Annotated in this window: 25 protein-coding genes and 1 other annotated feature; of the genes, 4 read left to right on the top strand and 21 right to left on the bottom strand. The window is 42.3% G+C overall.

All coding sequences use genetic code 11. The annotated features are described in order from the left end of the window. Positions 1 to 41: 41 nt before the first annotated feature. Complete coding sequence (locus tag AC0YOD_RS07560; RefSeq protein WP_475798663.1) at positions 42 to 1,175, bottom strand: M20/M25/M40 family metallo-hydrolase; 1,134 nt, start codon at positions 1,173 to 1,175, stop codon at positions 42 to 44. Between the two features lie 96 nt (positions 1,176 to 1,271). On the opposite strand from AC0YOD_RS07560, the gene prli42 reads away from it, so the two are divergent. Beyond that, positions 1,272 to 1,370 (top strand): stressosome-associated protein Prli42, encoded by a 99-nt coding sequence (gene prli42 / locus AC0YOD_RS07555; protein ID WP_475798662.1) that lies wholly within the window; start codon positions 1,272 to 1,274, stop codon positions 1,368 to 1,370. Here the strand turns inward: prli42 and lipB are convergent. From lipB to lpdA, 5 genes are all read right to left on the bottom strand, one after another. Continuing rightward, positions 1,359 to 2,066: a lipoyl(octanoyl) transferase LipB gene (lipB, locus tag AC0YOD_RS07550; RefSeq protein WP_475798661.1), complete on the bottom strand. Its 708-nt coding sequence runs from the start codon at positions 2,064 to 2,066 to the stop codon at positions 1,359 to 1,361. The genes prli42 and lipB overlap by 12 nt on opposite strands. A gap of 18 nt (positions 2,067 to 2,084) precedes the next feature. Continuing rightward, the gene (locus AC0YOD_RS07545) at positions 2,085 to 3,419 is read right to left on the bottom strand and encodes a dihydrolipoamide acetyltransferase family protein (RefSeq protein WP_475798660.1); all 1,335 of its coding nucleotides are present in this window, start codon (positions 3,417 to 3,419) and stop codon (positions 2,085 to 2,087) included. A 106-nt stretch (positions 3,420 to 3,525) separates the two neighbouring features. Continuing rightward, positions 3,526 to 4,509 (bottom strand): alpha-ketoacid dehydrogenase subunit beta, encoded by a 984-nt coding sequence (locus tag AC0YOD_RS07540; protein ID WP_475798659.1) that lies wholly within the window; start codon positions 4,507 to 4,509, stop codon positions 3,526 to 3,528. Continuing rightward, positions 4,509 to 5,543 carry a thiamine pyrophosphate-dependent dehydrogenase E1 component subunit alpha gene (locus tag AC0YOD_RS07535; RefSeq protein ID WP_475798658.1) on the bottom strand — a complete coding sequence of 345 codons (1,035 nt, stop codon included), beginning with the start codon at positions 5,541 to 5,543 and terminating at the stop codon, positions 4,509 to 4,511. Before AC0YOD_RS07535 ends, AC0YOD_RS07540 begins: the two co-directional genes overlap by 1 nt. 96 nt (positions 5,544 to 5,639) lie before the next feature. Next, positions 5,640 to 7,067, bottom strand: a complete 1,428-nt coding sequence (gene lpdA / locus AC0YOD_RS07530) for a dihydrolipoyl dehydrogenase (protein ID WP_475798657.1) — start codon at positions 7,065 to 7,067, stop codon at positions 5,640 to 5,642. Between the two features lie 224 nt (positions 7,068 to 7,291). Between lpdA and AC0YOD_RS07525 the strand changes: the two genes are divergently transcribed. Continuing rightward, positions 7,292 to 7,588, top strand: a complete 297-nt coding sequence (locus AC0YOD_RS07525) for a DUF2627 domain-containing protein (protein WP_475798656.1) — start codon at positions 7,292 to 7,294, stop codon at positions 7,586 to 7,588. An 8-nt stretch (positions 7,589 to 7,596) separates the two neighbouring features. Here AC0YOD_RS07525 and coaD read toward each other — a convergent pair whose 3' ends face one another. Continuing rightward, positions 7,597 to 8,079 carry a pantetheine-phosphate adenylyltransferase gene (gene coaD, locus AC0YOD_RS07520; RefSeq protein WP_475798655.1) on the bottom strand — a complete coding sequence of 161 codons (483 nt, stop codon included), beginning with the start codon at positions 8,077 to 8,079 and terminating at the stop codon, positions 7,597 to 7,599. A 236-nt stretch (positions 8,080 to 8,315) separates the two neighbouring features. Then, complete coding sequence (locus tag AC0YOD_RS07515) at positions 8,316 to 8,636, bottom strand: winged helix-turn-helix transcriptional regulator (protein ID WP_475798654.1); 321 nt, start codon at positions 8,634 to 8,636, stop codon at positions 8,316 to 8,318. 420 nt (positions 8,637 to 9,056) lie between these two features. Between AC0YOD_RS07515 and AC0YOD_RS07510 the strand changes: the two genes are divergently transcribed. Together AC0YOD_RS07510 and AC0YOD_RS07505 are read left to right on the top strand one after the other, a co-directional pair. Continuing rightward, positions 9,057 to 9,812 carry an SDR family NAD(P)-dependent oxidoreductase gene (locus tag AC0YOD_RS07510; RefSeq protein WP_475798653.1) on the top strand — a complete coding sequence of 252 codons (756 nt, stop codon included), beginning with the start codon at positions 9,057 to 9,059 and terminating at the stop codon, positions 9,810 to 9,812. Positions 9,813 to 10,002: 190 nt separating this feature from the next. Next, the gene (locus tag AC0YOD_RS07505) at positions 10,003 to 11,268 is read left to right on the top strand and encodes an MFS transporter (protein WP_475798652.1); all 1,266 of its coding nucleotides are present in this window, start codon (positions 10,003 to 10,005) and stop codon (positions 11,266 to 11,268) included. Positions 11,269 to 11,337: 69 nt separating this feature from the next. Here AC0YOD_RS07505 and AC0YOD_RS07500 read toward each other — a convergent pair whose 3' ends face one another. The 13 genes from AC0YOD_RS07500 to folD form a co-directional block, all read right to left on the bottom strand. Beyond that, a complete protein-coding gene (locus tag AC0YOD_RS07500; protein ID WP_475798651.1) occupies positions 11,338 to 12,339 on the bottom strand; it encodes a tryptophan--tRNA ligase in 1,002 nt (333 codons plus the stop codon). Positions 12,340 to 12,386: 47 nt separating this feature from the next. Next, positions 12,387 to 12,639 (bottom strand) — a binding site (T-box leader). Between the two features lie 60 nt (positions 12,640 to 12,699). After that, the gene (locus AC0YOD_RS07495; RefSeq protein ID WP_475798650.1) at positions 12,700 to 13,005 is read right to left on the bottom strand and encodes a hypothetical protein; all 306 of its coding nucleotides are present in this window, start codon (positions 13,003 to 13,005) and stop codon (positions 12,700 to 12,702) included. Between the two features lie 442 nt (positions 13,006 to 13,447). Beyond that, positions 13,448 to 14,260, bottom strand: coding sequence for a sporulation transcription factor Spo0A (spo0A, locus tag AC0YOD_RS07490; RefSeq protein ID WP_475798649.1), 813 nt, complete (start codon positions 14,258 to 14,260; stop codon positions 13,448 to 13,450). A 308-nt stretch (positions 14,261 to 14,568) separates the two neighbouring features. Then, a complete protein-coding gene (spoIVB, locus tag AC0YOD_RS07485) occupies positions 14,569 to 15,897 on the bottom strand; it encodes a SpoIVB peptidase (RefSeq protein ID WP_475798648.1) in 1,329 nt (442 codons plus the stop codon). A gap of 123 nt (positions 15,898 to 16,020) precedes the next feature. After that, positions 16,021 to 17,733: a DNA repair protein RecN gene (recN, locus tag AC0YOD_RS07480; protein WP_475798647.1), complete on the bottom strand. Its 1,713-nt coding sequence runs from the start codon at positions 17,731 to 17,733 to the stop codon at positions 16,021 to 16,023. Positions 17,734 to 17,747: 14 nt separating this feature from the next. After that, the gene (gene ahrC / locus AC0YOD_RS07475; protein ID WP_475798646.1) at positions 17,748 to 18,200 is read right to left on the bottom strand and encodes a transcriptional regulator AhrC/ArgR; all 453 of its coding nucleotides are present in this window, start codon (positions 18,198 to 18,200) and stop codon (positions 17,748 to 17,750) included. A gap of 19 nt (positions 18,201 to 18,219) precedes the next feature. Then, positions 18,220 to 18,762, bottom strand: coding sequence for a hypothetical protein (locus AC0YOD_RS07470; RefSeq protein ID WP_475798645.1), 543 nt, complete (start codon positions 18,760 to 18,762; stop codon positions 18,220 to 18,222). A gap of 111 nt (positions 18,763 to 18,873) precedes the next feature. Further along, positions 18,874 to 19,710: a TlyA family RNA methyltransferase gene (locus AC0YOD_RS07465; protein ID WP_475798644.1), complete on the bottom strand. Its 837-nt coding sequence runs from the start codon at positions 19,708 to 19,710 to the stop codon at positions 18,874 to 18,876. Between the two features lie 16 nt (positions 19,711 to 19,726). Next, complete coding sequence (gene dxs / locus AC0YOD_RS07460) at positions 19,727 to 21,625, bottom strand: 1-deoxy-D-xylulose-5-phosphate synthase (RefSeq protein ID WP_475798643.1); 1,899 nt, start codon at positions 21,623 to 21,625, stop codon at positions 19,727 to 19,729. A gap of 125 nt (positions 21,626 to 21,750) precedes the next feature. Then, complete coding sequence (locus AC0YOD_RS07455) at positions 21,751 to 22,665, bottom strand: polyprenyl synthetase family protein (protein ID WP_475798642.1); 915 nt, start codon at positions 22,663 to 22,665, stop codon at positions 21,751 to 21,753. A gap of 2 nt (positions 22,666 to 22,667) precedes the next feature. Next, the gene (gene xseB, locus AC0YOD_RS07450) at positions 22,668 to 22,922 is read right to left on the bottom strand and encodes an exodeoxyribonuclease VII small subunit (protein ID WP_475798641.1); all 255 of its coding nucleotides are present in this window, start codon (positions 22,920 to 22,922) and stop codon (positions 22,668 to 22,670) included. After that, the gene (gene xseA, locus AC0YOD_RS07445) at positions 22,906 to 24,276 is read right to left on the bottom strand and encodes an exodeoxyribonuclease VII large subunit (RefSeq protein ID WP_475798640.1); all 1,371 of its coding nucleotides are present in this window, start codon (positions 24,274 to 24,276) and stop codon (positions 22,906 to 22,908) included. The genes xseB and xseA overlap by 17 nt, the downstream gene beginning before the upstream one ends. 8 nt (positions 24,277 to 24,284) lie before the next feature. Then, on the bottom strand, positions 24,285 to 25,145 hold the full coding sequence (folD, locus tag AC0YOD_RS07440; RefSeq protein WP_475798639.1) for a bifunctional methylenetetrahydrofolate dehydrogenase/methenyltetrahydrofolate cyclohydrolase FolD: 861 nt from the start codon (positions 25,143 to 25,145) through the stop codon (positions 24,285 to 24,287). Between the last annotated feature and the right edge of the window lie 47 nt (positions 25,146 to 25,192).

Raw genomic sequence — 25,192 nt, 5'->3', positions numbered from 1 at the left:
GGTTATACTGAGCATTGGGATCGAAGGGCTTTCGTGTTTAATTATTCAGCATTAGCTGCGTGTTTAATAATTTCTACCACAAGCTCCGTTACTTTGACCAAATCCTCGACTTTAATTTGTTCCTTTGTCGTATGAATATGCTCATAGCCAACAGCCAGATTTACGGTTGGCACGCCTAAACCATTGAAAATATTAGCGTCACTGCCGCCTCCGGAATGAAACGTTCTTGGCGTACGTCCGATTGCGGTAATCGCTTTTTTGGCAAGTTGAACAACCGGATCCTCATCATCATACTGGTAAGCAGGATAGATAACTTGGCTCTCCAGCTCTCCTCGTGCGCCAAATTCCTCAGCTGCACTTTCCACTGCTTTGCGCATTGCAGCAATTTGAGTATCAAGCTTATGTTGAACAATACTGCGCGCCTCTGCTTCCAGCTTCACATAATCGCAAACGATATTCGTAGCGCCGCCGCCCTCAAATCGACCAATATTCGCTGTTGTTTCGTTATCAATTCGACCTAGCGGCATTCTTGCAATGGCTTTAGCAGCGACTTGAATAGCGCTTATTCCATCCTCCGGATTAACGCCAGCATGTGCTGAACGACCATACATTTTAATCGTAACCTTTGCCTGAGTTGGCGCTGCTACGGCAATATCGCCAATCGAGCCATTTGAATCAAGGGCATAGCCAAACTTCGCTTCCAGTCTTGATGCATCAAGAGAGCGTGCACCTAGCAAACCTGATTCTTCACCTACTGTAATGACGAATTGAATTCGACCATGTGATATGGATTGCTCCTTCAAGACTCGAATCGCTTCAAAGATAGCAGCAATACCCGCTTTATCATCAGCGCCAAGAATCGTAGTGCCATCACTGCGAATATAACCATCCGCATCAATCTGGGGCTTTATATCGACCCCTGGTGTCACTGTATCCATATGGCAAGTAAAGAAAATCGTCGGCGCAGATGCACGATCCTCGGTTGCTTCCAAAATGACGAAAAGGTTCCCAGCTCCATGACCTGTTTTCGCCGCTGCATCGTCCTCGCTTATCTGCAATCCTAGCGCTTCAAACTTTTGCTTCAGCACCTTGCTTATTTCCTGCTCATGTTTTGTCTCACTATTTACACGTACTAATTCCATAAATTCATCAACTAATCGATCTTTTGCAATCATTAACGTTTCCTCCGTCCGCCATTTTCGTATACAATAGAGTAAAAGACAAGCTCATACTTCAGTAGAAGCTGTTCCCATTTGAAAGGAGTTTTCTCTATGCGTAGACAAAAAATGATTCGTTTAATTGCTATTCTTCTTGTTGCCGCAATGTTATTATCCAGCTTGGTCGCAGGCTTAGGTTCATTATTTTATTAATGTTTCGATTACCGCTTTAAACTCTTTCACAAAATGAGGGAGCAACTGATTCGCCGCTTCCTCAACCGTCAGGTTAAGACCCGTCAGATCATTAAATGAAGTCACTCCGAATTGCTGTATACCGCATGGTACAATCCCACTAAATCCTTCTGATGCAATTCCTGCCTTTATATTCAAAGCAAATCCATGACTTGTAATAAAACCTTTACGCTGACGGGCTTTATTAAATTTCACTCCAATAGCAGCAATCTTCTGATCGCCTACCCATACACCCGTATATTCTGGTTTTCTACCCGCTTCTATACCATACTCAGCGAGCCAATTAATAATGACTTGCTCAAGACTGCGCAGATAAGCATGTAAATCAAGACCGGCCGCTTCCAAATAAAGCAGCGGATAGCCGACTAGCTGTCCTGGACCATGATAAGTAATGTCTCCGCCTCGATCAATTTGAAACAGCGTAATTCCGCGTTCTTTAAGCTCAGATTCCTGTAAAAGTAAATGCTCCGGATGCTTATCCGAACCCATCGTATAGGTCGGCGGATGCTGAAGAAGGAGCAGCGTCTGCTGACGCTCCCCCCCATCAATTTGTTTGACATAGGTTTTTTGCAGTTCCCACGCCTCAGCGTATTCCAGCATCCCTATGTAGCGGGCATCCAACCGTCTTAAGCTATTTGCGTTATCCGCTTCAGCCATGTCGGTTCCCCCTCTTTTTTAATACAGTTTGCTTTCTAGATTAAAGCTCTCTAAATTATCTTTCACACGCTGCAGGAATCTGCCGCAAATGACGCCATCCAAAATACGATGATCAAGCGACAAGCAAATGTTCGCCATCGAACGTACAGCCAGCATATCATTAATAACTACTGGGCGCTTCACGATGGATTCAAATGTCAAAATAGCAGCTTGCGGGTAGTTAATGATTGGATAAGACAGAATTGACCCGAATGAACCGGTATTGTTTACCGTAAAGGTGCCGCCCTGCATATCTGCCAGTGTCAGCTTGCCTTCTCGCGTTTTGCGAGCCAGCTCTTCGATTTCCTTCGCCAATCCTGCTACATTTTTGTGATCGGCATTTTTTATGACAGGTGTTAATACCGAATCCTCTGTTCCTACCGCAAGTGAAATATTAATATCCCGCTTTACGATAATTTTGTCAACAGCCCACATCGAGTTCATGATTGGGAAGTCTTTGATCGCATTAACAACCGCTTTTAGCAAAAAGGCCAAGTATGTTAAATTGATACCTTCACGCTTCATGAAATCATCTTTGAGCTTATTACGAAGTAGAACCAAATTCGTAACATCCACCTCAATCATCGTCCAAGCATGAGGAATTTCAGTTACGCTCTGTCTCATATTACGAGCAATGGTATTCCGTAAAGGTGTGACGTCAATAAAACTATCGCCGCGACCTGCACCAGATGCTCCTTCAACTTCAATTTTCGGAAGTCTTGGTGTTTCTGAGAAATGCAAACCAGATGAACGGACCTGCGCGTTAGGATCAACACCGCGACTTGCAGCCGTCACATCGACGCTGCTAGCGGCATTAGGGGCTTGACCACCGCCAGAAGCAACATACGCAAGCACATCCTTGCGAGTAATGCGTCCCCCTAAACCAGTGCCAGGCACATCGGTTAGACGAATAGCGTGTTCAGCAGCGAGCTGCTGCACAGCAGGAGAGTACCGATTGCGCATAGGAGCATCCTCTTCATTCGTTTGAATGGCTGCTGTCGGCGAAGCCGATCCAGAGCCTGTACTCTGAGCTGCTGACTCTGCAGGAGAGCTTCCCTCATCTCCAGCACCCTCAACCTCAATGATACAAATAGGTGTTCCTACTGGTACGTTCTCACCCTTGCCTACTAAAATTTTCACGAGTTTGCCGGCAACGGTTGATGGCAATTCTGCATTTACTTTGTCTGTCAAAATTTCACAGACTGGTTCATATATGTCCACCCAATCACCCGGTTGCTTCAACCATTTATCAATAGTGGCCGATACGAGTGACTCCGCAAGCTGCGGCACGACGATTTCCGTCAGCGATTTCATCTATCCCATCTCCTAACTGGCGCAAGTCTTAACTTCTCTTGCTTGTCTTCTCTAGCACATTACACCAAAGCTTCTAACTTCGCACATGGCATTATGCCGTTATTCTTTAATAAAGTGCCAAATTCCGCATAGCCTCTTTTACTTTTTCTTTATTCAGCAAGAAAAACTTCTCGCCTGGCGGATTGATTGGCATTGCAGGAACATCCGGTCCGCATAATCGCATAATTGGCGCATCAAGCTCGTAAATAAGCTCTTCCGCGATAATCGCTGATACCTCAGCGCCTACACCGCCTGTTTTGTTATCCTCATGGATAATAAGAACCTTGCCTGTTTTGCGAACCGCTTCAAGAATACCTTCTTTATCTAGTGGTTGAAGTGTACGCAAATCAAGGATATGGGTTTGAATGCCTTCTTCTGCAAGCTCTTCAGCAGCTTGCTCCACAAAGTGAAGCGGCATACTGTAGGCTATAACCGTCAGATCATCACCCTCGCGAAGGACATTAGCCTTCCCAATCGGAACGGTATAATCGGTATCAGGCACTTCGCCTTTAACGAGCTTGTAGCATTTTTTGTTTTCAAAATATAAGACCGGATCGGGATCACGCACAGCGGCCTTCAGCAAGCCTTTCGCGTCATAAGGTCGGTATGGTGCGACTATTTTCAAGCCTGGTGTTCCAAAGAAAACAGACTCTGGACATTGTGAATGATAGAGACCTCCAAAAACACCGCCGCCGATTGGCGCGCGAATGACGAGCGGACAAGTCCAGTCATTATTGGAACGATACCGTATCTTAGCAGCTTCGCTAATAATTTGATTCGTTGCAGGAAACATGAAATCAGAATACTGCATTTCTGCAATAGGCTTCATGCCATACATCGCAGCTCCAATCGCTACACCAGCTATTGCTGACTCTGCTAGCGGCGTATCCATGACACGCTGTTCGCCGAACTGCTCAATGAGCCCTTTAGTCGTCGTGAAGACGCCGCCCTTGAGACCAACATCTTCCCCAAGCACAAACACATCTTCATCTCGTTCCATCTCTTCTTTCATAGCAAGACGGATTGCTTCGATATATTCTATAACAGCCATTAATTGTCCCCTCCTTGATCAGCATCATCCGCATATACATGCAGCAATGTAGATTCTGGTGTTGGGAATGGCGCTTTATCACCATATTCTGTAGCCTCGTCGAGCATTTTTTTGATTCCAGCTAGAAGCTCTGTCTCATGCTCTTCAGACCAAATCCCGCAATTCATCAAATATTGCTTGAATTTCGGTATGCCATCCTTATCACGATTTTGATCAACCTCTTCTTTCGTCCGATAAGCAAGATCGTTATCCGACGTAGAGTGAGGCGATATACGGTACATCATGGCTTCAATCAAGGTAGGACCTTCGCCCGCAACAGCACGCTCCCTAGCTTCCTTAACAACTCTGAATACTTCCAGCGCATCATTTCCATCAACCTGCATGCCAGGGAAACCATATCCGAGGGCACGATCTGCTACTTTACCTGCTAATTGCTTATGAATAGGAACCGAAATAGCGTATTGGTTGTTTTCACACATGAAAATAACAGGCAGCTTATGCACGCCCGCAAAATTACAGCCTTCATGAAAGTCCCCTTGATTGCTGGAACCTTCACCAAACGTTACGAAGCTGACAAACGGCTTCTTCTTCATTTTTGCAGCTAAAGCTATGCCTACTGCATGTGGAACCTGTGTCGTAACGGGACTAGAGCCTGTTACTATACGCAGTTTCTTGGAGCCAAAATGGCCTGGCATTTGTCTGCCACCGCTATTAGGATCCTCTGCCTTAGCAAATACAGACAGTAGCAATTCACGGAGCGTCATACCTACCGATAATACAAAACCATAATCACGATAATACGGGAGAAAATAATCATTTTCTCGATCTAAAGCGTAAGCCGCCGCAACCTGTGCAACCTCTTGGCCGACACCGGAAACGTGGAAGTTGATTTTACCTGCACGCTGAAGCAAGAGCATCCGCTCATCAAACTTGCGCGCTGTAACCATCGTTGCATACATATCAATTGCTTGCTCATCGCTAAGCCCTAATTCCAAATGACGAACATTTTGCCCAGTAGAAGCAGTTTGGGTCACAAGGTGTTCCTCCTTTTACCTACTATTATAACCTGGTACTAAGACTTGGTCATATATATTATAACTCCATTTGCAGCAAAAAGAAAACCGTCTAAATTAGAACGAAATTGCTTTGCCATCTACAGCCAGCATCGCTTCACCCATAGCCTCTGATAGAGTTGGATGCGGATGGATCATTTGACCCACTTCCCATGGCGTTGCATTAAGTATGCCAGCTAACGCCGCTTCCGATATTAAGTCAGTTGCATGTGCTCCGATGATATGAACACCTACAATATCATTGGTCTTCCGGTCAGCAATCACTTTGACAAAGCCATCCTTTTCCCCCAGCACAATTGCTTTTCCTATTGCCTGAAACGGAATTTTCCCTGTTTTAATATCATGTCCCTTGCTGCGAGCACCGTCCTCCGTCAAACCGTAAGAAGCAATTTCCGGTCTGGAATAGATACAACGCGGGATCAAATGATGCTCGATTGCAGCTGTTTTCATGCCGCTTATATGTTCTGCAGCAAGCAAACCTTCGTGAGCTGCAGCATGTGCAAGCTGAACACCACCAATTACATCACCAATAGCATAAATATGTGGTTCAGTCGTTTGACCAAAACCGTTGACTTCAATCATACCGTTTTTTGTACGAACATCCGTATTTTCAAGGCCTATGCCTTCTGAATTCGGCAGACGACCCACAGATATAAGCAGCTTCTCTGCTGTCAGGATGACATCTCCATCCGGCGTCACCGCAGAAATGGTTACTTCGCCGTTTTCACCTCTATAGGTTTCTGTCTGCAACTGTACGCCAGTCAATATGCGAACGCCTCGACGAGTTAACAACCTAGTCAGCTCAGCTGAAACTTCTGTATCCTCACCAGGCAGCAGACGAGATCCCGCTTCAATTAGTGTGACCTCAACGCCAAAGTCTTGAAGAAGTGACGCCCATTCCACACCAATAACGCCCCCGCCAACTATTAGGATAGATGCAGGCAGCTTCTCCATTATTAATGCTTCATCACTCGTTAAAATATATTCACCGTCAGGAGCAAGACCATCCAGTAATCGTGGTCTAGAGCCTGTTGCAATAATTAAATTAGTTGATACAACAGATTCCATTTCTCCATCCGCGAGCTCAACTGCAAGCGATCCGCTGCGAGGAGAAAATATGGAAGGTCCGATTACTCTGCCCTTGCCTTGAATAATCTGTATACCGTTCTTCTTCATCAGGCTTTGAAGCCCGCGATAGAGCTGTTCCACTGTCTGCTCCTTGCGAACTTGAACCTTGTTATAATCAAGTGAGATTGCACCTTCTGCAACATTTATGCCGTATGTACTAGCCTCAAGCAACGTTGAATAAACCTCCGCACTGCGAAGCAAGGACTTGCTTGGTATACATCCTTTATGTAAGCAGGTTCCACCCAGCTTGTCCATTTCAATAATTGCTACTTTCTTACCAAGCTGAGCAGCTCGAATCGCTGCTGTATAACCGCCTGGTCCCCCGCCTAAAACAGCTACATCTACCTCAATAGCCATAAAACTCATTCCCTTCTCTAAAAAACAGGCTATAAGCAAACTAACCAACTAATCATCATTTATTTTAGCGTACATTAACAAGCCATGCATCTATACGTCGATCACTCTATTGTAACTGTTTTTATTCCTATTTACATCGTCCTTTTACGAAATAGACACTCTTAGCCTAAAAAGGTATGATAGAAGTAACTGTATATTTTGTTTAACAAGGAGACGCTGTATTTATGAAATTAGTAACAGCCCGTTTTATTGCTATCCTATTGCTAGTCATTCCCGGCTTGCTGGCATGCTTCGGTTTTCTCAAAATGAAAGACTCCGTATTTTATTATTTCTCTGATTTCGGAAATGATCTCGTCACACCTGACTTTCAGTGGCTGAAATTTCTGCTTGGATTCGTCATGTTTGCCGCTGGCGCTGGTTTTATAGCTGGCTGGACATTCTTCCGTGATCGCAAACGTAATTATGTAGCTCCAAGGTTCAAACAAAAGAGACCTCGTCCGCCAAAGCCGCAAAGTAAATAGCATTTCATTTATTCTACATCTACATATTCGAGCATCCTCAAATATGCTTTTGGTACCATGTAATTAGCAGCAAGCTCGGTTTTATCAGACATCAGAAACATGCGAACGAGCGAGCTGCTTGTTTGCATGTAATGTGTATAGGGTGATAGATAGATAGTATCCGCCATCGTCGTATTTCGAATATATTGTTCCAGCTGCAGCTCGTATTCAAGATCAGTCGCATTTCGAATGCCACGAATGACAACATTGATGTCATTAGCATTAATATAATCAGCTACGATGCCCTCATAAGGAATGATTTTGATTTTGACATCCTGATTAATAGATAATGCAACAAGCTCCGTTCTTTGATCTATTGTAAAATGATGCTGTTTCGAGCGATTATTAGCGACAATAATATGCACCTCACTAAATAAATGGAATGCCCTCTCAATTACCGACACATGTCCGAGTGTTATAGGGTCAAAACTCCCTGCATAGACGGCCCTCATTGCATCACCTCAAGTTACATTTTATCATTTCAATTAACAAATAAGCCTAAAAGAAATTATATTTATATAAAAACAGAATCGCTCGCTATAATCAAGGCATATCTCGATTCATAAGAAAGAACTCCACGCTGGCAGCTTGGAGTTCTTTTTATTCTCTATGAGAGTTGATGGATTGCATCTGTATCTAGTCTTAAAATATATATTTCTTTCAAAAGATGGTTTTTCCATGTTGATAATCATAACCATGTTTCAGACCAAAACTCAATCGTCTGAAGTGCGGCTCCTAAATCTTCCCCTTTTGGAGTTAAATAATAATAAATTTTAACGGGACGTGTTGAAATAACACTTCTTATGACAATACCGCTGTCTTCAAGCTCTTTCATTCGTTCATTTAGCATTCGTTTGCTTAAATCAGGTATAGACGCGTGAATTTCGCTAAATCTCTTTGACTTTCCCATCAAAGTATGTACAATAATGGCCATCCATTTTTTTCCGATTATATGATAGCCTTCCTCCACTTTATTGCGAATGACTTCATTATTTTTATCTTCTGTCATTACTAACACTTCCTCACGAAAAAGTTGCTCATTTATGATTTTCAAACATTAATCATACTGGAATATTGTATATATCTTTGATGTTATCATACATGTTTTCATGAATAAAGCTTTGTACATAATAATGATTATTTTTCTTCACATTATTGACACAAAAAAATAAAAGAGTTACCATGGGGATGCGAAGTAACTGAAAGTAACCAATTATATATAAGTTACCTAGTAAATATTCCTTCAGGTGGTGAATTCAGGAAGTAAAATATGCGAATTATAAGCTGAATAATCAGCATTATAGGATATCTTCCTTGGAGAATATAAATAGAACCCAAGGTAAAAGATAGTTCAAATGGGAGTTTCTCCAAAACTTAATTTAGGCTTTTGGATACTTATAAATAATTTTCTAATAAGGGAGATAGAATGATGAAAAAGCTTGAAGGAAAAGTAGCTATTATTTCTGGCGCAGCCGGTGGAATTGGTAAAGGCATGGCAACTGCTTTCGTTAAAGAAGGCGCAACTGTGGTCATTATTGACTTAAACGAAGAAGCCGGTAAACAAACCATAAAAGAATTACAAGAATATCAACCGGAATCCATTTTCATTCAAGCAAATCTTGCTGAGCATGATAAATTAGCGGCTATTGTTAAACAAGTTGCTGATAAATTCGGTAAAATTGATATCCTAGTAAATAATGCACATGCATCAAGAATGAATTCTTTTGGCGAAACAACACAACAAGATTTTGATCTATCCTTTAACACTGGTTTTTATCCTACATTCTATTTCATGCAAGCAGCATTGCCGTACTTAAAAGAAACAAAAGGTAAAATTATTAACTTTGCATCCGGCGCTGGCATTAACGGTGATGTGAATCAAGTTTCTTATGCAGCAGCAAAAGAAGCCATTCGCGCAGTTACTCGCGTAGCGGCGAATGAATTTGGTCCTTTTGGTATCAATGTCAACATTATCGCTCCTATCGCCAAATCACCTGGATTGATTCAATGGGCAGAAGAGAACCCAGAATATTATCAAGGTATGCTTGCTAAGATCCCAATGAGAAGACTTGGTGAACTTGAAAGTGATATCGGTCGTGTAGCCGTATTTTTAGCTAGTGAAGATTCTGATTACATTACAGGTCAAACGATTATGGTTGATGGCGGTTCGATTAAATTACGCTAATTTCTAATTCATAAATTTGAATACTTAACGGTGTGGATGCCCTTTAAAACTAAGGGCATTCATCTTCTGATGCAAAAAATAGATGACTTTCAAATGATTTTCACAGAAATAATAACTTTTTTCTTAAAAACAACTAGTTTTCTAATAATAAACATGGCAGCAAGATATTCAGGAAGACGAGGGATACATCATGAATCAGCAGAAGAAAAAAATCCACTACGCATGGTGGGTATTGCTAGGAATAGCAATTATGGTCGGTATAGCAAAAGGCGGTATTATGACAGCAGGTGGTTTGTTCTTAACTCCTGTTACCGAAGATTTAGGAATTGGAATGGGAAGCTTAACTTTATACTTTAGTATCTCATCCATTGTTACAATGATTTTCCTACCAATTGCAGGTAAACTGATGGGGAAATATAATATCCGAGTCGTTTTAATTACAGGGGTTATTTTACAAGCAGGATCATTCGCTATGTTTGGTCTTATGAACTCAGTTTGGGGTTGGTACTTGTTCTGTATGCCTATGTCCATTGGTTCCATCTTTGTTTGTCAAATGGCTGGACCGGTTCTCATAAACAATTGGTTTAAAAAACACAATGGTTTGGCAATGGGTATTATGGTTGCATCAGGCGGCTTATTCGGTGCAATCCTTCAACCAATGGCAGGTAACTTGATTGCCAGCGAAGGCTGGAGATATACGTATATTTTCTTGGGCGTGCTAGTAATGGTTGTCGTTATTCCAACCGTGCTTCTTACAATCAGAATGGCACCACAGCAAAAAGGACTACAACCTCTAGGTATGGATGAACAAAAAAATGATGCCTCAACCACGCCTAAAGCTGTAGTTGCTAAAGGTGTTACAGCTTCTGTTGCGCTGAAATCCTCTGCATTTTATTTCTTGCTCATCTTTTTCTTCTGTGTGACTTCAATCGGAAGCTTCGGCCAATTTGTAGCACCATTTGCAATGAGCTTAGGTTATGATGTTGCATTTGCAGGCTCTGCAATGGGCGGCTGGCAGATTGGCACTCTAATTGGCGCTCTAGCATTTGGCTTACTTACAGATAAAATTGGTGCTAAAAACACAGCAATCTTTGCGATGCTTTTGGGATTAGTTCCAATTATAATATTAGTAACCGTAGCAGATAACACGACAATGTTTACAGTTGCAATCAGTATCTTTGGTTTCATCGTTGCATCTATCGGAACACTTGGACCCCTGCTTACAACAGCATTATTCGGCAATAAAGAGTATGGTCAGATCTATTCCACTGCAGTTATGGGACTCGCTATCGCGGGTATGGTTGCTTTGCCGGCATACGGTTTCATAGCTCAAATTACAGGTACTTATTCAGCCATTCTTTATGCAATCGCAATTATGATGATCGTAAACATCTTTGCCGTAACCTTCGCTTTTAAAGGTAAAAAGAAACTTGAAAAAGCAGGCTTGTGGAACTAATCCTATGAAAAAAAGAAAGAGATTTTCTTTAGAGAAAGTCTCTTTCTTTTTTGGATTTTCGCTTCTCCATTATACAAATCGCCCAATTCTATGCTTTACCTTTTCTAGCAATGGAATAGCTATAGCTCTTGCCTTTTGTGCCCCTTCAGAAAGAATGGCATCAATTTGTTGTGGATTGGAAATCAGCTCGTTGTACTTATTGCGTGGCTGCTCTAAGAATGAATTCATCACCTGATATAATTCATCCTTTGCATCTCCCCAGCTAATCCCACTATGGAATCTATCCCTCATATCAGTAATTTGTTTTTCACTAGCAAACTCCGAATACAGTGTGAAAATACTTGAAGTATCCGGATTCTTCGGTTCCGTCGGAGGAATCGAATCCGTTTTTATCTTTTTGATAAGCTTCAACAAAGAATCCGGGGATTCGAATATAGGAATCGTATTATTGTAACTTTTGCTCATTTTCCTTCCATCGAGACCAGGGATCACTGCGGTATGATCATCAACTAAATAATTCGGAAGTGTAAATGTCTCTCCAAAAGCGCTATTAAAGCTTTCAGCAATATCACGTGCTATTTCAACATGCTGGATTTGATCTTTTCCGACTGGTACGAGATTAGATTGGAATAGTAGGATGTCTGCTGCCATGAGTATTGGATATGTGAACAGTCCCATATTTACCCCTGTATCAAGATCAATGCCAGTTTGGTCGTTTGAATCTCGAATAGCCTTATAAGCATGAGCGCGATTCATGAGCCCTTTGGAGGTTACACAAGATAGAATCCAGTTTAATTCAAAAATCTCTGGCACATCCGATTGTCTGTAGAAGATAACCTTCGCAGGATCTAAGCCTAATGCTAACCAAGTGGCCGCGATACCATAGGATAACTGATTAAATTCATTACGATCCTGAATAAACGTTAATCCGTGGTAATCTGCAATAAAATACATAGAGGTGTATTTAGCGTCTTCAGAAAGTTGCAGTGCTGGCTTTATTGCTCCAATATAGTTGCCGATGTGCACTTTTCCTGTTGGTTTGATACCGGTTAATACAATGTTCTCAGCCATCTCAAACACTCCTCATTTATAAAATAAAAAAGAGGCCTCTCGTCCTATACAAGGACGGGAAACCCCGTGGTACCACCTTAATTAGCCCGCTTCTGGCGGACTCACTTTAACGTATCTAAGCGACTATGGGATGCTTTAATACGCGTCTCTTGTAACGACGAGACTTTCGCCAGAGCCTACTCAATATTTTTCGGTCTGGATGCTCAGAAGCCCAATTCAACATAAGCTCTACACTGATTCGCACCAACCATCAGCTCTCTGAGTATCCCTTATGTTTACTCTCTTCATCATCGCAATAATGTTATTAACTAACAGATTATTACATATAGAGGTAGGATGTCAAATGAATTCCATATTATATTAAATAATTTCTATTAACTCAATAAGAAAATCCCCTTGAGGAATACACATTTGACTCTTTTCTTGATTGTAATCCCAACCGTTATCGATAGCATATAGAATCAAAATGGAACAAGTCCTCGGTAAATTGAGATTAAAGAACCAAGAACCTTGCCAAGTAAAATGCACTTCAAAAAAAGATGTTTTGATGTTGTGAGGATATACTCGAAAAGAAACCGTCTCATTTTTAAAAAACTCATTAATTACGCAATGAAATTGAAATCCATTGACTATTATTTTCTTACAGCGTTTTCTAAATGGCTTCATTCTTACACTCTTTCACTATGAAATTCATGCTTCGATGTCAATTTATTTCTTGAATCTAGCTTTGATTATAACGATTAAAGCACCAATACATAATCCAATTACAGCCCACGTTCCAATAAACAATATAGAATCCATGATGTTCACCCCTTATTTGTTTCTATTCTGTATATTGAAATCCAAATTTCATACGAACCCATAATACCCATGCTATCAGATATATCTGGCTGTTTCAAATCCATATATATTAATCATCTTTCATACAAAAATACCGCCAATTATTGGTTTTTGAGTAAACCAATAATTAACGGTATTAGTTGATTGGATAGATAAGAAATCAATGTAATGGTAACGCTGTAATGATAGAAACGGTGATGCCACCTAGTTCGTAATATCAATTTTCCAGCTACGGTAGAGTAACTGAAATCCATAATCACTACTACGTTCAGCTAACCTTATGCTCAATACGCAGCTTGTCTGCTACCATCGCGATGAATTCGCTGTTAGTAGGCTTAGACTTGCTGATATTGATTGTGTAGCCAAACAAGTGACTGATGCTGTCGATGTTGCCGCGAGTCCATGCAACCTCGATGGCGTGGCGGATAGCGCGTTCAACGCGAGATGGCGTTGTTTTGAACTTTTCCGCAATTGCTGGGTAAAGTGTTTTTGTGATCGCACCCAAGATTTCGATATTGTTGTATACCATCGTAATCGCTTCACGCAAGTATTGATAGCCTTTAATATGCGCCGGCACACCAATCTCATGAATGATGCTTGTTATATTCGCATCTAGATTTTTGCTCTTTGCAATGGGTACTACATTGGATTTATGCGAAGATGAACTTGTCGTAAAGCTGCCCGACGATGAATAAGTTGGACTTCCTACAAGCTGACGAATCCGATTCGCTAAAATGTCCATATCAAATGGTTTCAAAATATAATAAGACGCACCAAGCTGTACTGCTTTTTGCGTAATATTTTCTTGTCCAAATGCTGTTAACATAATAATTTTCGGCATAGGCGACAGGTTAATTTCTTTTAAGCGTTCAAGAACACCAAGGCCATCCAAATGCGGCATAATAATATCAAGGATAAGTACATCTGGAACTTTTCTTGTTTCCTCTAAATGCCTTAAAACCTCTTCTCCATTATACGCGACTCCACTCACACTCATATCACTTTGTTCGGATATGTATTCCGATAACAGGTTAGTAAATTCCCGGTTGTCGTCTGCTAATAATACTTCGATCTTATGCAAGTTGTGGTCCTCCTCTAAATGATATTGATGGTTTCGCTCACTAGTTGTCTGTGTTAAAGTTTTCGACATGAGAGGTTGAATTCCTTCTGTCGAAAATTATTTTTCTTTATTTTTTCTCATCAATTCGTTATAATTAATAATTTATTACATATCCCGATAATGTTCGTATCGATTCGACAAAATTTACTGTATTTTGAAGCGTTTGTTGCAAATTTTAATATTCAATCAGTACATATAAAAACGTCTCCCTTCGCTCAATTGACTGAGCTAGGGCAGACGTTTCTTTTCTTTCTTCTTATATTAAGCCGTTAAGCTGCTTCACCTTTTTGATTATTCGCTGATTTTAGCAATACACCTGCATCTTGAAGCATCCATTCGATAAAACAACCATAACCCGAAGTCGGATCATTCACAAATACATGCGTTACCGCACCAACTAACTTGCCATCTTGAATAATAGGGCTGCCAGACATGCCTTGTACAATGCCGCCTGTTTTACTTAATAGCTGCTTATCTGTAATCTTAATGACCATGCCTTTTGTGGCGGGTCCAGATTGCTTTGATACATGTGCAATTTCAATATTGAAGCGTTCAACCTTCTGTCCATTTACAACAGTCAAAATTTGCGCTGGTCCCTCTTTAACATCTTCGGCGAAGGCTACAGGCAGCGTTTTCTCGCTGTAGCTGTGTGTAGGAACCTCGTTCATCTTGCCGAAAATGCCAAACGGGGTATTGCGCTCGACGTTGCCTAATATTTTGCTTTCTTTCACAAAATGTGCTCTTTTTTCACCGGGCTCGCCGTTTTGGCTTTTGTTAATGGAAGTAACGCTGGATTGTAAAATTTGTCCTTCACCGACTTCAATTGGTGTTTGTGTATCCATATCCGTTATTACATGGCCTAGTGCGCCATATACGCCTTGATCAGGTGCATAAAAAGTCAATGTACCAACGCCTGCTGCTGAATCACGAATATAAAGCCCCAATCTCCAAGCTTTATCTTCAGCATCAAATACTGGACTTAACTTTGTATGACCTAATTGACCACTTCGCTTATAAGTGACATCAAGCGGTTTTTTCTCATTGCCCGATTGCTCACTTAGCTTTGCAATTTTTTGAACCTCATTAATCTTCGAACCGTTAATCTTAACAATTAAATCACCTAATTGCAGACCTGCAGCTTCACCTGGCGATTGCTTCATTCCGTCACTGCCAGTTACCTGATGATGACCTACAACTAAAATTCCTGATGATTTAACCTTTACTCCGATCGTCTGACCACCTGGGATCACACGTAAATCAGGAACAACATTTACCTTTACCGTCTTGAAAGGAATTTTACCAAATAATTTCACTTTCATCTTTGTTTGACCGCTTTGATTCGACTGCAGCGACAATGGCTCATTCAAATTGACCGATAGAGAATTGCTGTTAGATCCGTTGATTTGAAGCATTTGTGGGTCGACCGTTAATTCAGCATGAACGGGCACTCCATAATGCAAACGTTTCAGTTGCCCGGAGAATAAACGAAGTTCATTCGGGATTGAGGCAAAGTGTTGAAACGGAGCAGAGGTCCCGATCAAGCAAATGAATATAACGAGAACTAGGCCAAACCATCGCTTCCGTTGACTGGAGTTCAATGATTTCACGCTCCCTGTATTTCCATCGCATGACGGTAAAGGATATGTCGCCAGTGGCGTACCTTTAAGTTACCCTCGCCCGTTTGTTTTATGTTAGCAAAATCATTCCCTGAATGGGTTCCATTACGCGCCCTTTTGTCTGTGAGCCAAATCAAGCATTTCTTGAGCATGATGCCTTGTTTTTTCCGTAACTTCCACACCGCCAAGCATACGAGCCAGCTCCTCAATGCGAACCGTACCGATTAATTCAGCTACAGATGTTGATGTACGCGCTCCGATTACTTGTTTGCTTATTTCATAATGGTGATCCGCCATACAAGCTACCTGAGGCAAATGTGTAATGGAGAATACTTGGCATTTCAGCGCAAGCTGGGACATCTTCTCTGCGATCGCTTGTGCAGCACGTCCACTTACTCCAGTATCAACCTCATCAAAAATCAAGACTGGAACCTGATCGATTTCAGCGAAAATGCTTTTCAGTGCGAGCATAATTCGTGACATCTCACCACCAGAGGCTATTTTGCTAAGCGGCTTCAAAGGTTCACCAGGGTTGGTGGATAGCATAAAGATTGCTTCATCCATACCGTTATTATGTAAGCGAATTTGTTTCTTCTCATCCGTTCCTGAATACGTCGTATCCAATTGCACTCTAAATTTGGCTGCAGGCATTAGCAATTGTCCCAATTGCATCTCAATTGACGCAGACAGCCTTGTAGCTGCATGCTCACGCAGTTGAGACAGCTCTTGGGCAAGTTCTAACGCTTGATCGTAAAGTCTCTTCTCTTCGAGGCTCAGCTCATCCAAGAGCTGATCACGATTTTCGATTTTGTCACGATCTATAGTTGTACGCTCCAAATAGCTTAGAATTTCTGGAATGGTTTCGCCGTATTTTCGTTTCAAACCATTGATGAGATCAAGTCTGTCTTCCACTTGCGAAAGCAATTCAGGATCCGATTCAATGCCGTCTCGATAATCACGTAATTGGAAAGCAGCATCCTCAGCTTGATAGAAGGCAGATTGAAGCTGTTCCAATAAAGGATTAAGCTTTGCAGCATCATAGGTTTGGATATCAATAAGCTTAGCCACAGCTTTACTCACAGCATCTAATCCTTTGCCGCCGTAAAGCAGCGAATAGGCTTCCGAAACTGCATCCATTCTTTTTCCTGCATACATTAGCTTGCGCTTCTGTTCTACAAGTAATTCATCCTCGTCAACCTTTAACTGAGCATTCGTAATCTCTTCTATTTGAAAACGATACAGATCAAGCATTTGCACATTATGTCTGGCAGAGCTTTCGAGCTCGCGTAAAGCTGCTCTTGCCTGCTGAAGCTGTCCAAATACAGCGAGGTAATTTTGCTTGCGCTCGATTAATAAATCACCTGCGAATAAATCAAGCCACTCTAAATGCTGCTCCGTGCGCAGAAGTGATTGATGCTCATGTTGACCATGAATATTAACAAGGCATTCCCCAATCTCTCTAAGCATTGTCATTGTGACAAGCTGTCCATTTACTCTGCTGCTGCTCTTGCCATGAGAGGACAGCTCACGTCTAATAACAAGCATTTCGTCAGCTGAGGCTTGTACACCAAGCTTGTGCAGCACATGCCAAACAGGATGCCCCTGCGGCAAATCAAACATGGCTTCCATTTCTGCTTTATCACAACCGTACCTTACCATATCTGCGGAGCCTCGTCCGCCAACAACTAAGCTCAGAGCATCAATTAATATTGATTTCCCTGCTCCTGTCTCTCCTGTCAACACATGAAATCCATGATGAAAAGTAACGTTCACTTCTTCAATTACCGCTAAATTCCGAATCGATAGCTCACGCAGCATGGTTTAATACCCTCCTAGTTCAATAACTCAAGTAATCGTTCTACAACTTCACCGCTTTGCGTCTTGGAACGGCATATCATTAAGATCGTGTCGTCACCGCAAATCGTGCCCATTACCTCAGACCATTCTATATTATCGATTATGGCTCCAATTGCATTTGCCGTTCCCGGGGAGCATTTCATTACTACTAAATTGTCTGTATAGTCAATGTGAACAAAATGATCAAGAAGCGCCCTCTTAAGTTTATGGATTGGATTAGGCCGCTGTGTTTCTTGAGGGATGGAATATTTGTATTTCCCTTCCGATGCTGGTACCTTAATTAGCATTAATTCCTTCATATCACGAGATACTGTAGCTTGTGTAACTTGCATACCTGATTCGCGTAATGCCTCAACAAGTTCCTCTTGTGTCTCAATCACTTTTTTCGTAATAATCTCTTTTATTTTAAACTGTCGCATCCCTTTCATAAAAACCCTCCATAAAATGTTATTCTGCAATATCAAATGTTATTTTCCGTATGACCTTCTCTTTCGCATCTACAAACAATACACCTCTGCATTGGGGCAGGAGTAAGGAATAGACAAGCAGCCGATCACGCACCCCGCTTGCCGTCCAATCCATTGGCATACGATCACGAGCTGTTTTTACAATGTAAATACTATTATTTTTTTCCGCAATATAATCAATATATAACCGGCTTCCCTTTCCAAGCGGCACACCGTCAAGTTCTATATAAATGGGGACCAAATGCTTTGACGATTTGACCTCATACCCTGCTCGCTCAAGTAAAATAATATTCTCGTCATCAGGTAAAAGCTCTGCGCCTTTGCCCAGCTTCAGACGGTTCACACTAGCAGGCTCGTGCAGCCACCGATAAAATGCTCGTAATAGCCATATCACCAGCACGCCGCCTGCAATAAACATAATAATCCAATCACCGTAAGTACCCACCAGCATCCCCCGCTCGCAAATGGTTTCTTCACTTAATCGTTCGCTAAGATGGGGGCATTTTCCTGTCTGGGTTATCAACCGAACGTTTGTTTGCTTTTCTATAGTCTATCAAAACATATAGGTCTCTGTAAAGAAAAAAGATGCCCGTGCAGTTATATACCTGCTTGGCATCCTTCCCGGTGCTTCATTTTATTTATTCACAGTAAAAGTCTCATTCGCTTGTTTCACTAGCTCAATTAGTGCTTGTTCATCAGGAACATCACTATTCGGCTCTGCTGACCATTTCCAATAAGCTAAAAATTCAATGTTTCCTTCGCCGCCCGTGATCGGTGAGAACGTAACATCCTGTAAGGCATATCCGAGCTCAGCGGCAGTAGTCAAAACGGTTCGCAATACATCCTTATGAACATTAGAATCACGTACTACGCCTGATTTACCTACTTTCTCGCGCCCTGCTTCGAACTGCGGCTTGATAAGCGCAACAATACCCGAATCTACAGAAAGCAATCCAGCTAAGGCAGGTAATATAAGTTTCAAAGAGATAAATGAAACATCAATTGTAGCAAAGGTTGGAGATGGACCGATTAAATCTGCGGGCTGTGTGTAGCGAAAATTTGTACGCTCCATCACATGAACGCGCTCATCCTGTCGAAGTGACCAGTCGAGCTGATTATAACCAACGTCAATTGCATACACATATGCCGCCCCATTTTGAAGAGCACAGTCCGTAAAACCTCCAGTTGATGCTCCAATATCAAGCATCACACGATCCTTCAAATCAATATCGAATTTCCGAATCGCTTTTTCCAGCTTAAGACCGCCGCGACTTACATACGGATGTAAGGCACCTTTTACTTTAATGTCTGCAGTACGGGCCACTTTCATTCCGCTTTTGTCGACTGGCTCGTCATTTACAAGCACAAGTCCTGCCATCAGAGCTGCTTTCGCTTTTACTCTGCTCTCATAAAAACCGCGCTCCACCAGCAGCACATCTATTCTTTCTTTCGCTGAAGCTGTCGTTGTCATCTTTCTCCTTCGAACGTTACTGTTGTCCAGTAACTCGCTTAATACGGCGTGGCAGCATCGCTTTCATCTCTGTTGCAACACGCTCCGCTGTCAGGCCAACTTCGCGTCTCTGCTCTTTGATCGAACCATGCTCCACAAAAATATCAGGAACACCGATAATCCGAACAGCGACTCCGTAAATGCCTTTCAGCGAATAAAACTCAAGAATGGAGCTCCCTAAACCGCCTAGCTCTGAACCTTCCTCGAGTACAATCATATTCTTGCCTTCCGCTGCAAGCGATAATAGCATTTGTTCATCAAGCGGTTTTATGAAACGTGCATTGACGATTCGAACATTCATGCCTTCGCGTTTTAGAAGCTCAGCAGCTTCTTCCGCGACCTGAAGCATTGGACCGATAGCCACAATGACACTTGAATCGCCTTCGCGAACCGTTTCCCAAGAACCAATCGGAAGAGCTTGTGGATTAGCATCCATTTGAACACCTAAGCCAGCTATCCGCGGATAACGAACGGCTATCGGGCCGTCATCATAATCAACCGCAGTCTTGAGCATCTGTCTTAGTTCATTCTCATCCTTCGGCATCATGATAACCAAGTTCGGTATATGTCTAAGGAATGCTATATCATACACACCGTGATGGGTCTCCCCGTCTGGTCCGACAAAGCCGGCACGGTCGATTGCAAATATAACGTTAAGGTTTTGACGGCAAATATCATGTACGACTTGGTCGTAAGCACGTTGCAAGAATGTAGAGTAGACAGCAAATACTGGCTTCATACCTTCCATTGCTAAAGCGCCTGACATGGTAGCGGCATGCTGCTCTGCAATACCTACATCGATCATGCGATTTGGGAATTTCTCAGCGAATTTGAGCAACCCTGAGCCTCCTGGCATTGCAGGTGTAACAGCTACAATTCGTTCATCCTTCTCAGCAAGCTGTATTAACATTTCACTGAAAACATCTGTATAAACAGGTGGTCCCACCGCTTTAACAACTTGACCTGATTCGATCTTATATGGCGTAATACCATGCCATTTGAAAGAATCCGCTTCAGCAGGTGAATATCCTTTGCCTTTGACAGTCAATACATGCACGAGAACTGGTCCTGGCATGGAATCTGCTTGACGCATAATATCGATGACTTGCTCAACATCATGTCCGTCTACCGGTCCCAAATAAGTAAGGCCAAACTGTTCAAACAAGATTCCGCTGACAAGCAAATATTTCAAGCTATCTTTGAAACGTTCTGCTGTTTTAGCAAGTTTACCGCCAATAGCAGGTACTTTATTCAAAAGCTGCTGTAGCTCATCTTTAGCTTTATGATAATGACGATCTGTACGGATTTTGCCTAAATAATGATGAAGCGCTCCTACATTGGGGGCAATGGACATCTCATTATCATTTAATACGACAATCAGATTTTTCTTCTCATGACCGATATGATTGAGTGCCTCTAATGCCATACCGCCAGTTAAGGCTCCATCACCAATTACGGCAACCACTCGATTTTTCTCGCCTTTCAAATCGCGGGCAAGAGCCATACCCATAGCGGCAGATAAGGAAGTACTGCTATGTCCTGCTTCCCAAACATCATGTTCGCTTTCGTCACGTTTAATGAACCCGCATAAGCCTTTATATTGACGCAACGTATCAAACCGATCCATACGGCCTGTTAAAATTTTGTGAACATAGGACTGATGTCCAACATCAAAAATAAACTTATCAGTAGGACTATTGAATAAATAATGCATGACAAGCGTCAACTCTACAACCCCAAGGTTGGGAGCAAGATGACCACCTGTAACGGAAAGCTTCTCAATTAGAAATTGTCGAATTTCATCAGCCAAAGTCTCTAGCTGTGCGATTGTCAAAGTTTTCAAGTCTTGAGGTCCGTTAATCTGTTCAAGCAGCACGTGACTTTCCTCGCTTTCGTGGACAGCTTATATTTAGTTAATTGCTGTCCCATGGGCATCTACATTTTTCCTATTATAGCATAGAGCTGTAATATTCCCAACAGCTTTGAAGCTTTGGTCTTGATCTAATGGTCTCGTTTAACCAGATAATCTGCGATTTCCAGTAAACGATCAGGAGCTTCAAAACCAGCTTCAAGCACAGCTGACTTCGCTTCTTGTGTCAGTTTTTCAACCTGTGCCTTGCTTTCTTCTAGTCCGATGAGAAAAGGATAGGTAACCTTATTCTGCTCGACATCACTATTTGTCTTCTTGCCTAGCTTCTGTTCATCGCCGATCAAATCTAAGATATCATCCTGGATTTGGAAGGCCAATCCTATATTGCGGCCATATTGTGCTAACAGCTCAAGCTGCTTCTCAGTAGCCCCACCAATGCGTCCGCCTGCTGTTACAGAAAAAATAATTAAATCACTTGTTTTATGAAGATGAATGTATTCAAGTTCATTAATCGAAGTAATGCCTTGCTCACCCAGCATATCAGCTACTTGACCGCCAACCATGCCAGGAGCTCCAGCAAGCTTCGCTAAATCTTCAACAATAGCAAGTGCTACATCAGAACTAATCGCGCCTTGACGAGCAGCTTGAGGGATCAAATGAAAAGCGTGCGTAAGAAGTGCATCACCAGCTAAGATAGCCATAGCTTCTCCGAATACCTTATGATTGGTTGGCTTTCCTCTGCGAAAATCATCATTATCCATAGCAGGCAGATCATCATGAATTAATGAATAGGTGTGAATAAACTCAACTGCGCAAGCTACAGGCAACGCTGCATTTTTTGCTTCCTGCTTCCCTAATACAGCTTCGGCAGACGCTAGCACAAGTGCTGGACGAAGCCGTTTGCCGCCTGCTTCAAGTGAATAAAGCATCGCTTCCTTAAGACGCTCCGGCACATCCCATCCTTTTGGAAGAGATTGACGAAGCGCGTCCCCCGTAAGCTTTGAACATTGTTCTAAATATGCTGTAATTGCTTCCCTCTCGCTCAAGCTTATTCCCCTTTATCATCGTTTACAGCAGCAAACGGTTTTTTCTGGAATCCTTGTTCCGTCTCGATGAGAACTTCAATTTTACGTTCAACCTGCTCCAGCTTGTTTCCACAAAGCTGAGAGAGCTTCATTCCCTCTTGAAACAATTCAATTGCCGCCTCCAGAGGAACATCGCCGTTCTCAAGCTCCGTCACGATTGTATCTAACCGCTCCATTGCCTGCTCAAAAGTAAGCTCGCTATTATTCGTTGCTTCCATTGATTTGATCTCCTCTCAATGACCTGATATGGCAATCTAGCTGACCATCAGCAACCTTCACCTTAATGATATCACCTAGCTGCACATCACCGATCGACTTAATTAATCGTTGCTCACTCTCGTCATATACGAGCCCATAACCGCGAGACATTACTTTAAGCGGACTTAATGCGTCTAGTTGTCTAATCGCACTATGCAGCCTTGCCTTCTTCTCTATAACGGTTGCGGACATTGCTTGCTCTAGACCCTTAGTTGCACTTTGCCAGCGCTTAGCAGCAAATGCGATACGCTCATTAGGATTATGGCCAGCCAATCGCGTTTGAAGCCGTGCAAGCTTTGAAAATCCACGTTCTGCTGTTCGCTTCGTTCGTTGCTCAAGCTGCTCCTTCAGTCGATCGAGCTGTTGGGCTTGCTCTAATAGATATTTGCGCGGATATAAGAAAAATGGCGACCGTCGTATACGCTGGAGCTGCTCTTTATCATCTTGGACACGATATTTTATCGCTTGTACAAGTCTCTGCTGCTGACGCTTTAATTGTTGCTGCAGTTCATTAATGTGTGGAACTGCCAGCTCAGCTGCTGCGGTTGGTGTAGCCGCGCGCAGATCTGCTACAAAATCAGATATCGTAAAGTCAGTCTCATGTCCAACCGCGCTTATGATAGGGATTACGGATTCCGCTATGCTTCTAGCAACAATTTCTTCGTTGAAAGCCCAGAGTTCCTCGAGGGAGCCTCCTCCGCGTCCTACAATTAATACGTCTGCCTCGCCAAAACGATTCATTGATTCAATAGCATTAACAATTGCTGGAGCAGCTTGCTTTCCTTGGACGAGAACAGGGTACACATAAATGGGTATCAATGGATAACGACGACCCAAGGTGATGATAATATCACGTACTGCTGCTCCTGTCGGTGATGTTATAACACCAATTGCACGTGGAAAACGCGGAATCGCCTGTTTGCGCGACTGGGCAAACAGACCTTCCGCATCTAATTTGCTTTTCAGCTGTTCAAAAGCCAAATAAAGACTTCCAATACCATCCGGTTGCATAGCTGTCGCATAAAATTGATAATTCCCATCACGTTCATAGACAGAAACATTACCTCTTGCCATTACTTTCATCCCTTCTTTGGGGATGAATGGAAGACGCTGATTATGTGACGCAAACATAATACACTTCAGTCTGCTATCGCTGTCCTTAAGTGTGAAATACATATGTCCGCTAGAATGATGAGTGAAATTCGATATTTCACCGCGAAGCCAAACATCACCTAGAATGGAATCGGATTCCAGCTTCATCTTGATATATCGATTTAATTCTTTAATGGAATAAATACGTGGCTGATCCGCCATGCCAAACGTCACTCCTTGATTCCGTTTGCCCTTTTTGCTGCTGTTATCGTATTTTTCATTAGCATCGTTATTGTCATAGGACCAACTCCACCAGGTACTGGTGTAATGAAACCCGCAGTCTCAAGACAATCATCAAAATCAACATCCCCGGCAAGCTTGCCATCAGCGAGACGATTAATTCCTACATCAATGACGATTGCGCCTGGCTTCACAAATTTGCTGTCTATTGCTTTTGCTTTTCCAATCGCTACAACAAGGATATCCGCTTGTTTTGCAAGCTCTTCCATGTTAGCCGTGCGCGAATGACAAATGGTTACGGTTGCGTTCTCACGAAGAAGCAACATCGCGACAGGCTTGCCGACAATATTGCTTCTTCCGATGACTACTGCATGTTTGCCAGAAATATCAACACCGCTGCGTTTAATTAGTTCAATCACACCGGCTGGTGTGCATGGCAATAAGCTATCATCTCCAATAACTAGATTGCCTACACTCTCAGGATGGAAGCCGTCTACATCTTTGTCAACATGAATGGCATCAATAACAGCCTTCTCGTTAATATGCTTTGGAAGCGGTAATTGTACAAGAATACCGTTTATCGAGGATTGATTATTCAACTTGTCAATAACAAGCAGAAGTTGTTCTTCAGTCGTATCAGCCGGCAAGCGATGTACCTCGGAATAAAAACCAAGCTGCAAGCAAGCCTTCTCTTTTGATCCAACATATACCTTTGAAGCTGGATCTTCACCCACAAGAACAACCGCTAGACCAGGAGTGATCCCCTTTTCTCTTAAAGTTGCGGTTTCTGAAATCATTTCCTCACGTATTAAATCAGATATTTTCTTGCCTTCAATAATTTGTGCAGACATTGCGCAATTCTCCTTTTGCATCGATGTATGAACTCATTTACAGATTC

The sequence above is a fragment of the Paenibacillus sp. J31P13 genome (assembly GCF_056269295.1).
The sequence above is the reverse complement of the archived record's forward strand: the minus strand, read 5'-3'. Positions and strand labels throughout refer to the sequence as shown.

Excerpts from the sequence above, each read along its gene's own strand:
- AC0YOD_RS07560 (WP_475798663.1), bottom strand. The coding sequence starts at position 1,175 with ATGATTGCAAAAGATCGATTAGTTGATGAATTTATGGAATTAGTACGT.
- prli42 (WP_475798662.1), top strand. The coding sequence starts at position 1,272 with ATGCGTAGACAAAAAATGATTCGTTTAATTGCTATTCTTCTTGTTGCC.
- lipB (WP_475798661.1), bottom strand. The coding sequence starts at position 2,066 with ATGGCTGAAGCGGATAACGCAAATAGCTTAAGACGGTTGGATGCCCGC.
- AC0YOD_RS07545 (WP_475798660.1), bottom strand. The coding sequence starts at position 3,419 with ATGAAATCGCTGACGGAAATCGTCGTGCCGCAGCTTGCGGAGTCACTC.
- AC0YOD_RS07540 (WP_475798659.1), bottom strand. The coding sequence starts at position 4,509 with ATGGCTGTTATAGAATATATCGAAGCAATCCGTCTTGCTATGAAAGAA.
- lpdA (WP_475798657.1), bottom strand. The coding sequence starts at position 7,067 with ATGGCTATTGAGGTAGATGTAGCTGTTTTAGGCGGGGGACCAGGCGGT.
- AC0YOD_RS07525 (WP_475798656.1), top strand. The coding sequence starts at position 7,292 with ATGAAATTAGTAACAGCCCGTTTTATTGCTATCCTATTGCTAGTCATT.
- coaD (WP_475798655.1), bottom strand. The coding sequence starts at position 8,079 with ATGAGGGCCGTCTATGCAGGGAGTTTTGACCCTATAACACTCGGACAT.
- AC0YOD_RS07515 (WP_475798654.1), bottom strand. The coding sequence starts at position 8,636 with ATGACAGAAGATAAAAATAATGAAGTCATTCGCAATAAAGTGGAGGAA.
- AC0YOD_RS07510 (WP_475798653.1), top strand. The coding sequence starts at position 9,057 with ATGAAAAAGCTTGAAGGAAAAGTAGCTATTATTTCTGGCGCAGCCGGT.
- AC0YOD_RS07505 (WP_475798652.1), top strand. The coding sequence starts at position 10,003 with ATGAATCAGCAGAAGAAAAAAATCCACTACGCATGGTGGGTATTGCTA.
- AC0YOD_RS07500 (WP_475798651.1), bottom strand. The coding sequence starts at position 12,339 with ATGGCTGAGAACATTGTATTAACCGGTATCAAACCAACAGGAAAAGTG.
- AC0YOD_RS07495 (WP_475798650.1), bottom strand. The coding sequence starts at position 13,005 with ATGAAGCCATTTAGAAAACGCTGTAAGAAAATAATAGTCAATGGATTT.
- recN (WP_475798647.1), bottom strand. The coding sequence starts at position 17,733 with ATGCTGCGTGAGCTATCGATTCGGAATTTAGCGGTAATTGAAGAAGTG.
- ahrC (WP_475798646.1), bottom strand. The coding sequence starts at position 18,200 with ATGAAAGGGATGCGACAGTTTAAAATAAAAGAGATTATTACGAAAAAA.
- AC0YOD_RS07465 (WP_475798644.1), bottom strand. The coding sequence starts at position 19,710 with ATGACAACGACAGCTTCAGCGAAAGAAAGAATAGATGTGCTGCTGGTG.
- xseB (WP_475798641.1), bottom strand. The coding sequence starts at position 22,922 with ATGGAAGCAACGAATAATAGCGAGCTTACTTTTGAGCAGGCAATGGAG.
- xseA (WP_475798640.1), bottom strand. The coding sequence starts at position 24,276 with ATGGCGGATCAGCCACGTATTTATTCCATTAAAGAATTAAATCGATAT.
- folD (WP_475798639.1), bottom strand. The coding sequence starts at position 25,145 with ATGTCTGCACAAATTATTGAAGGCAAGAAAATATCTGATTTAATACGT.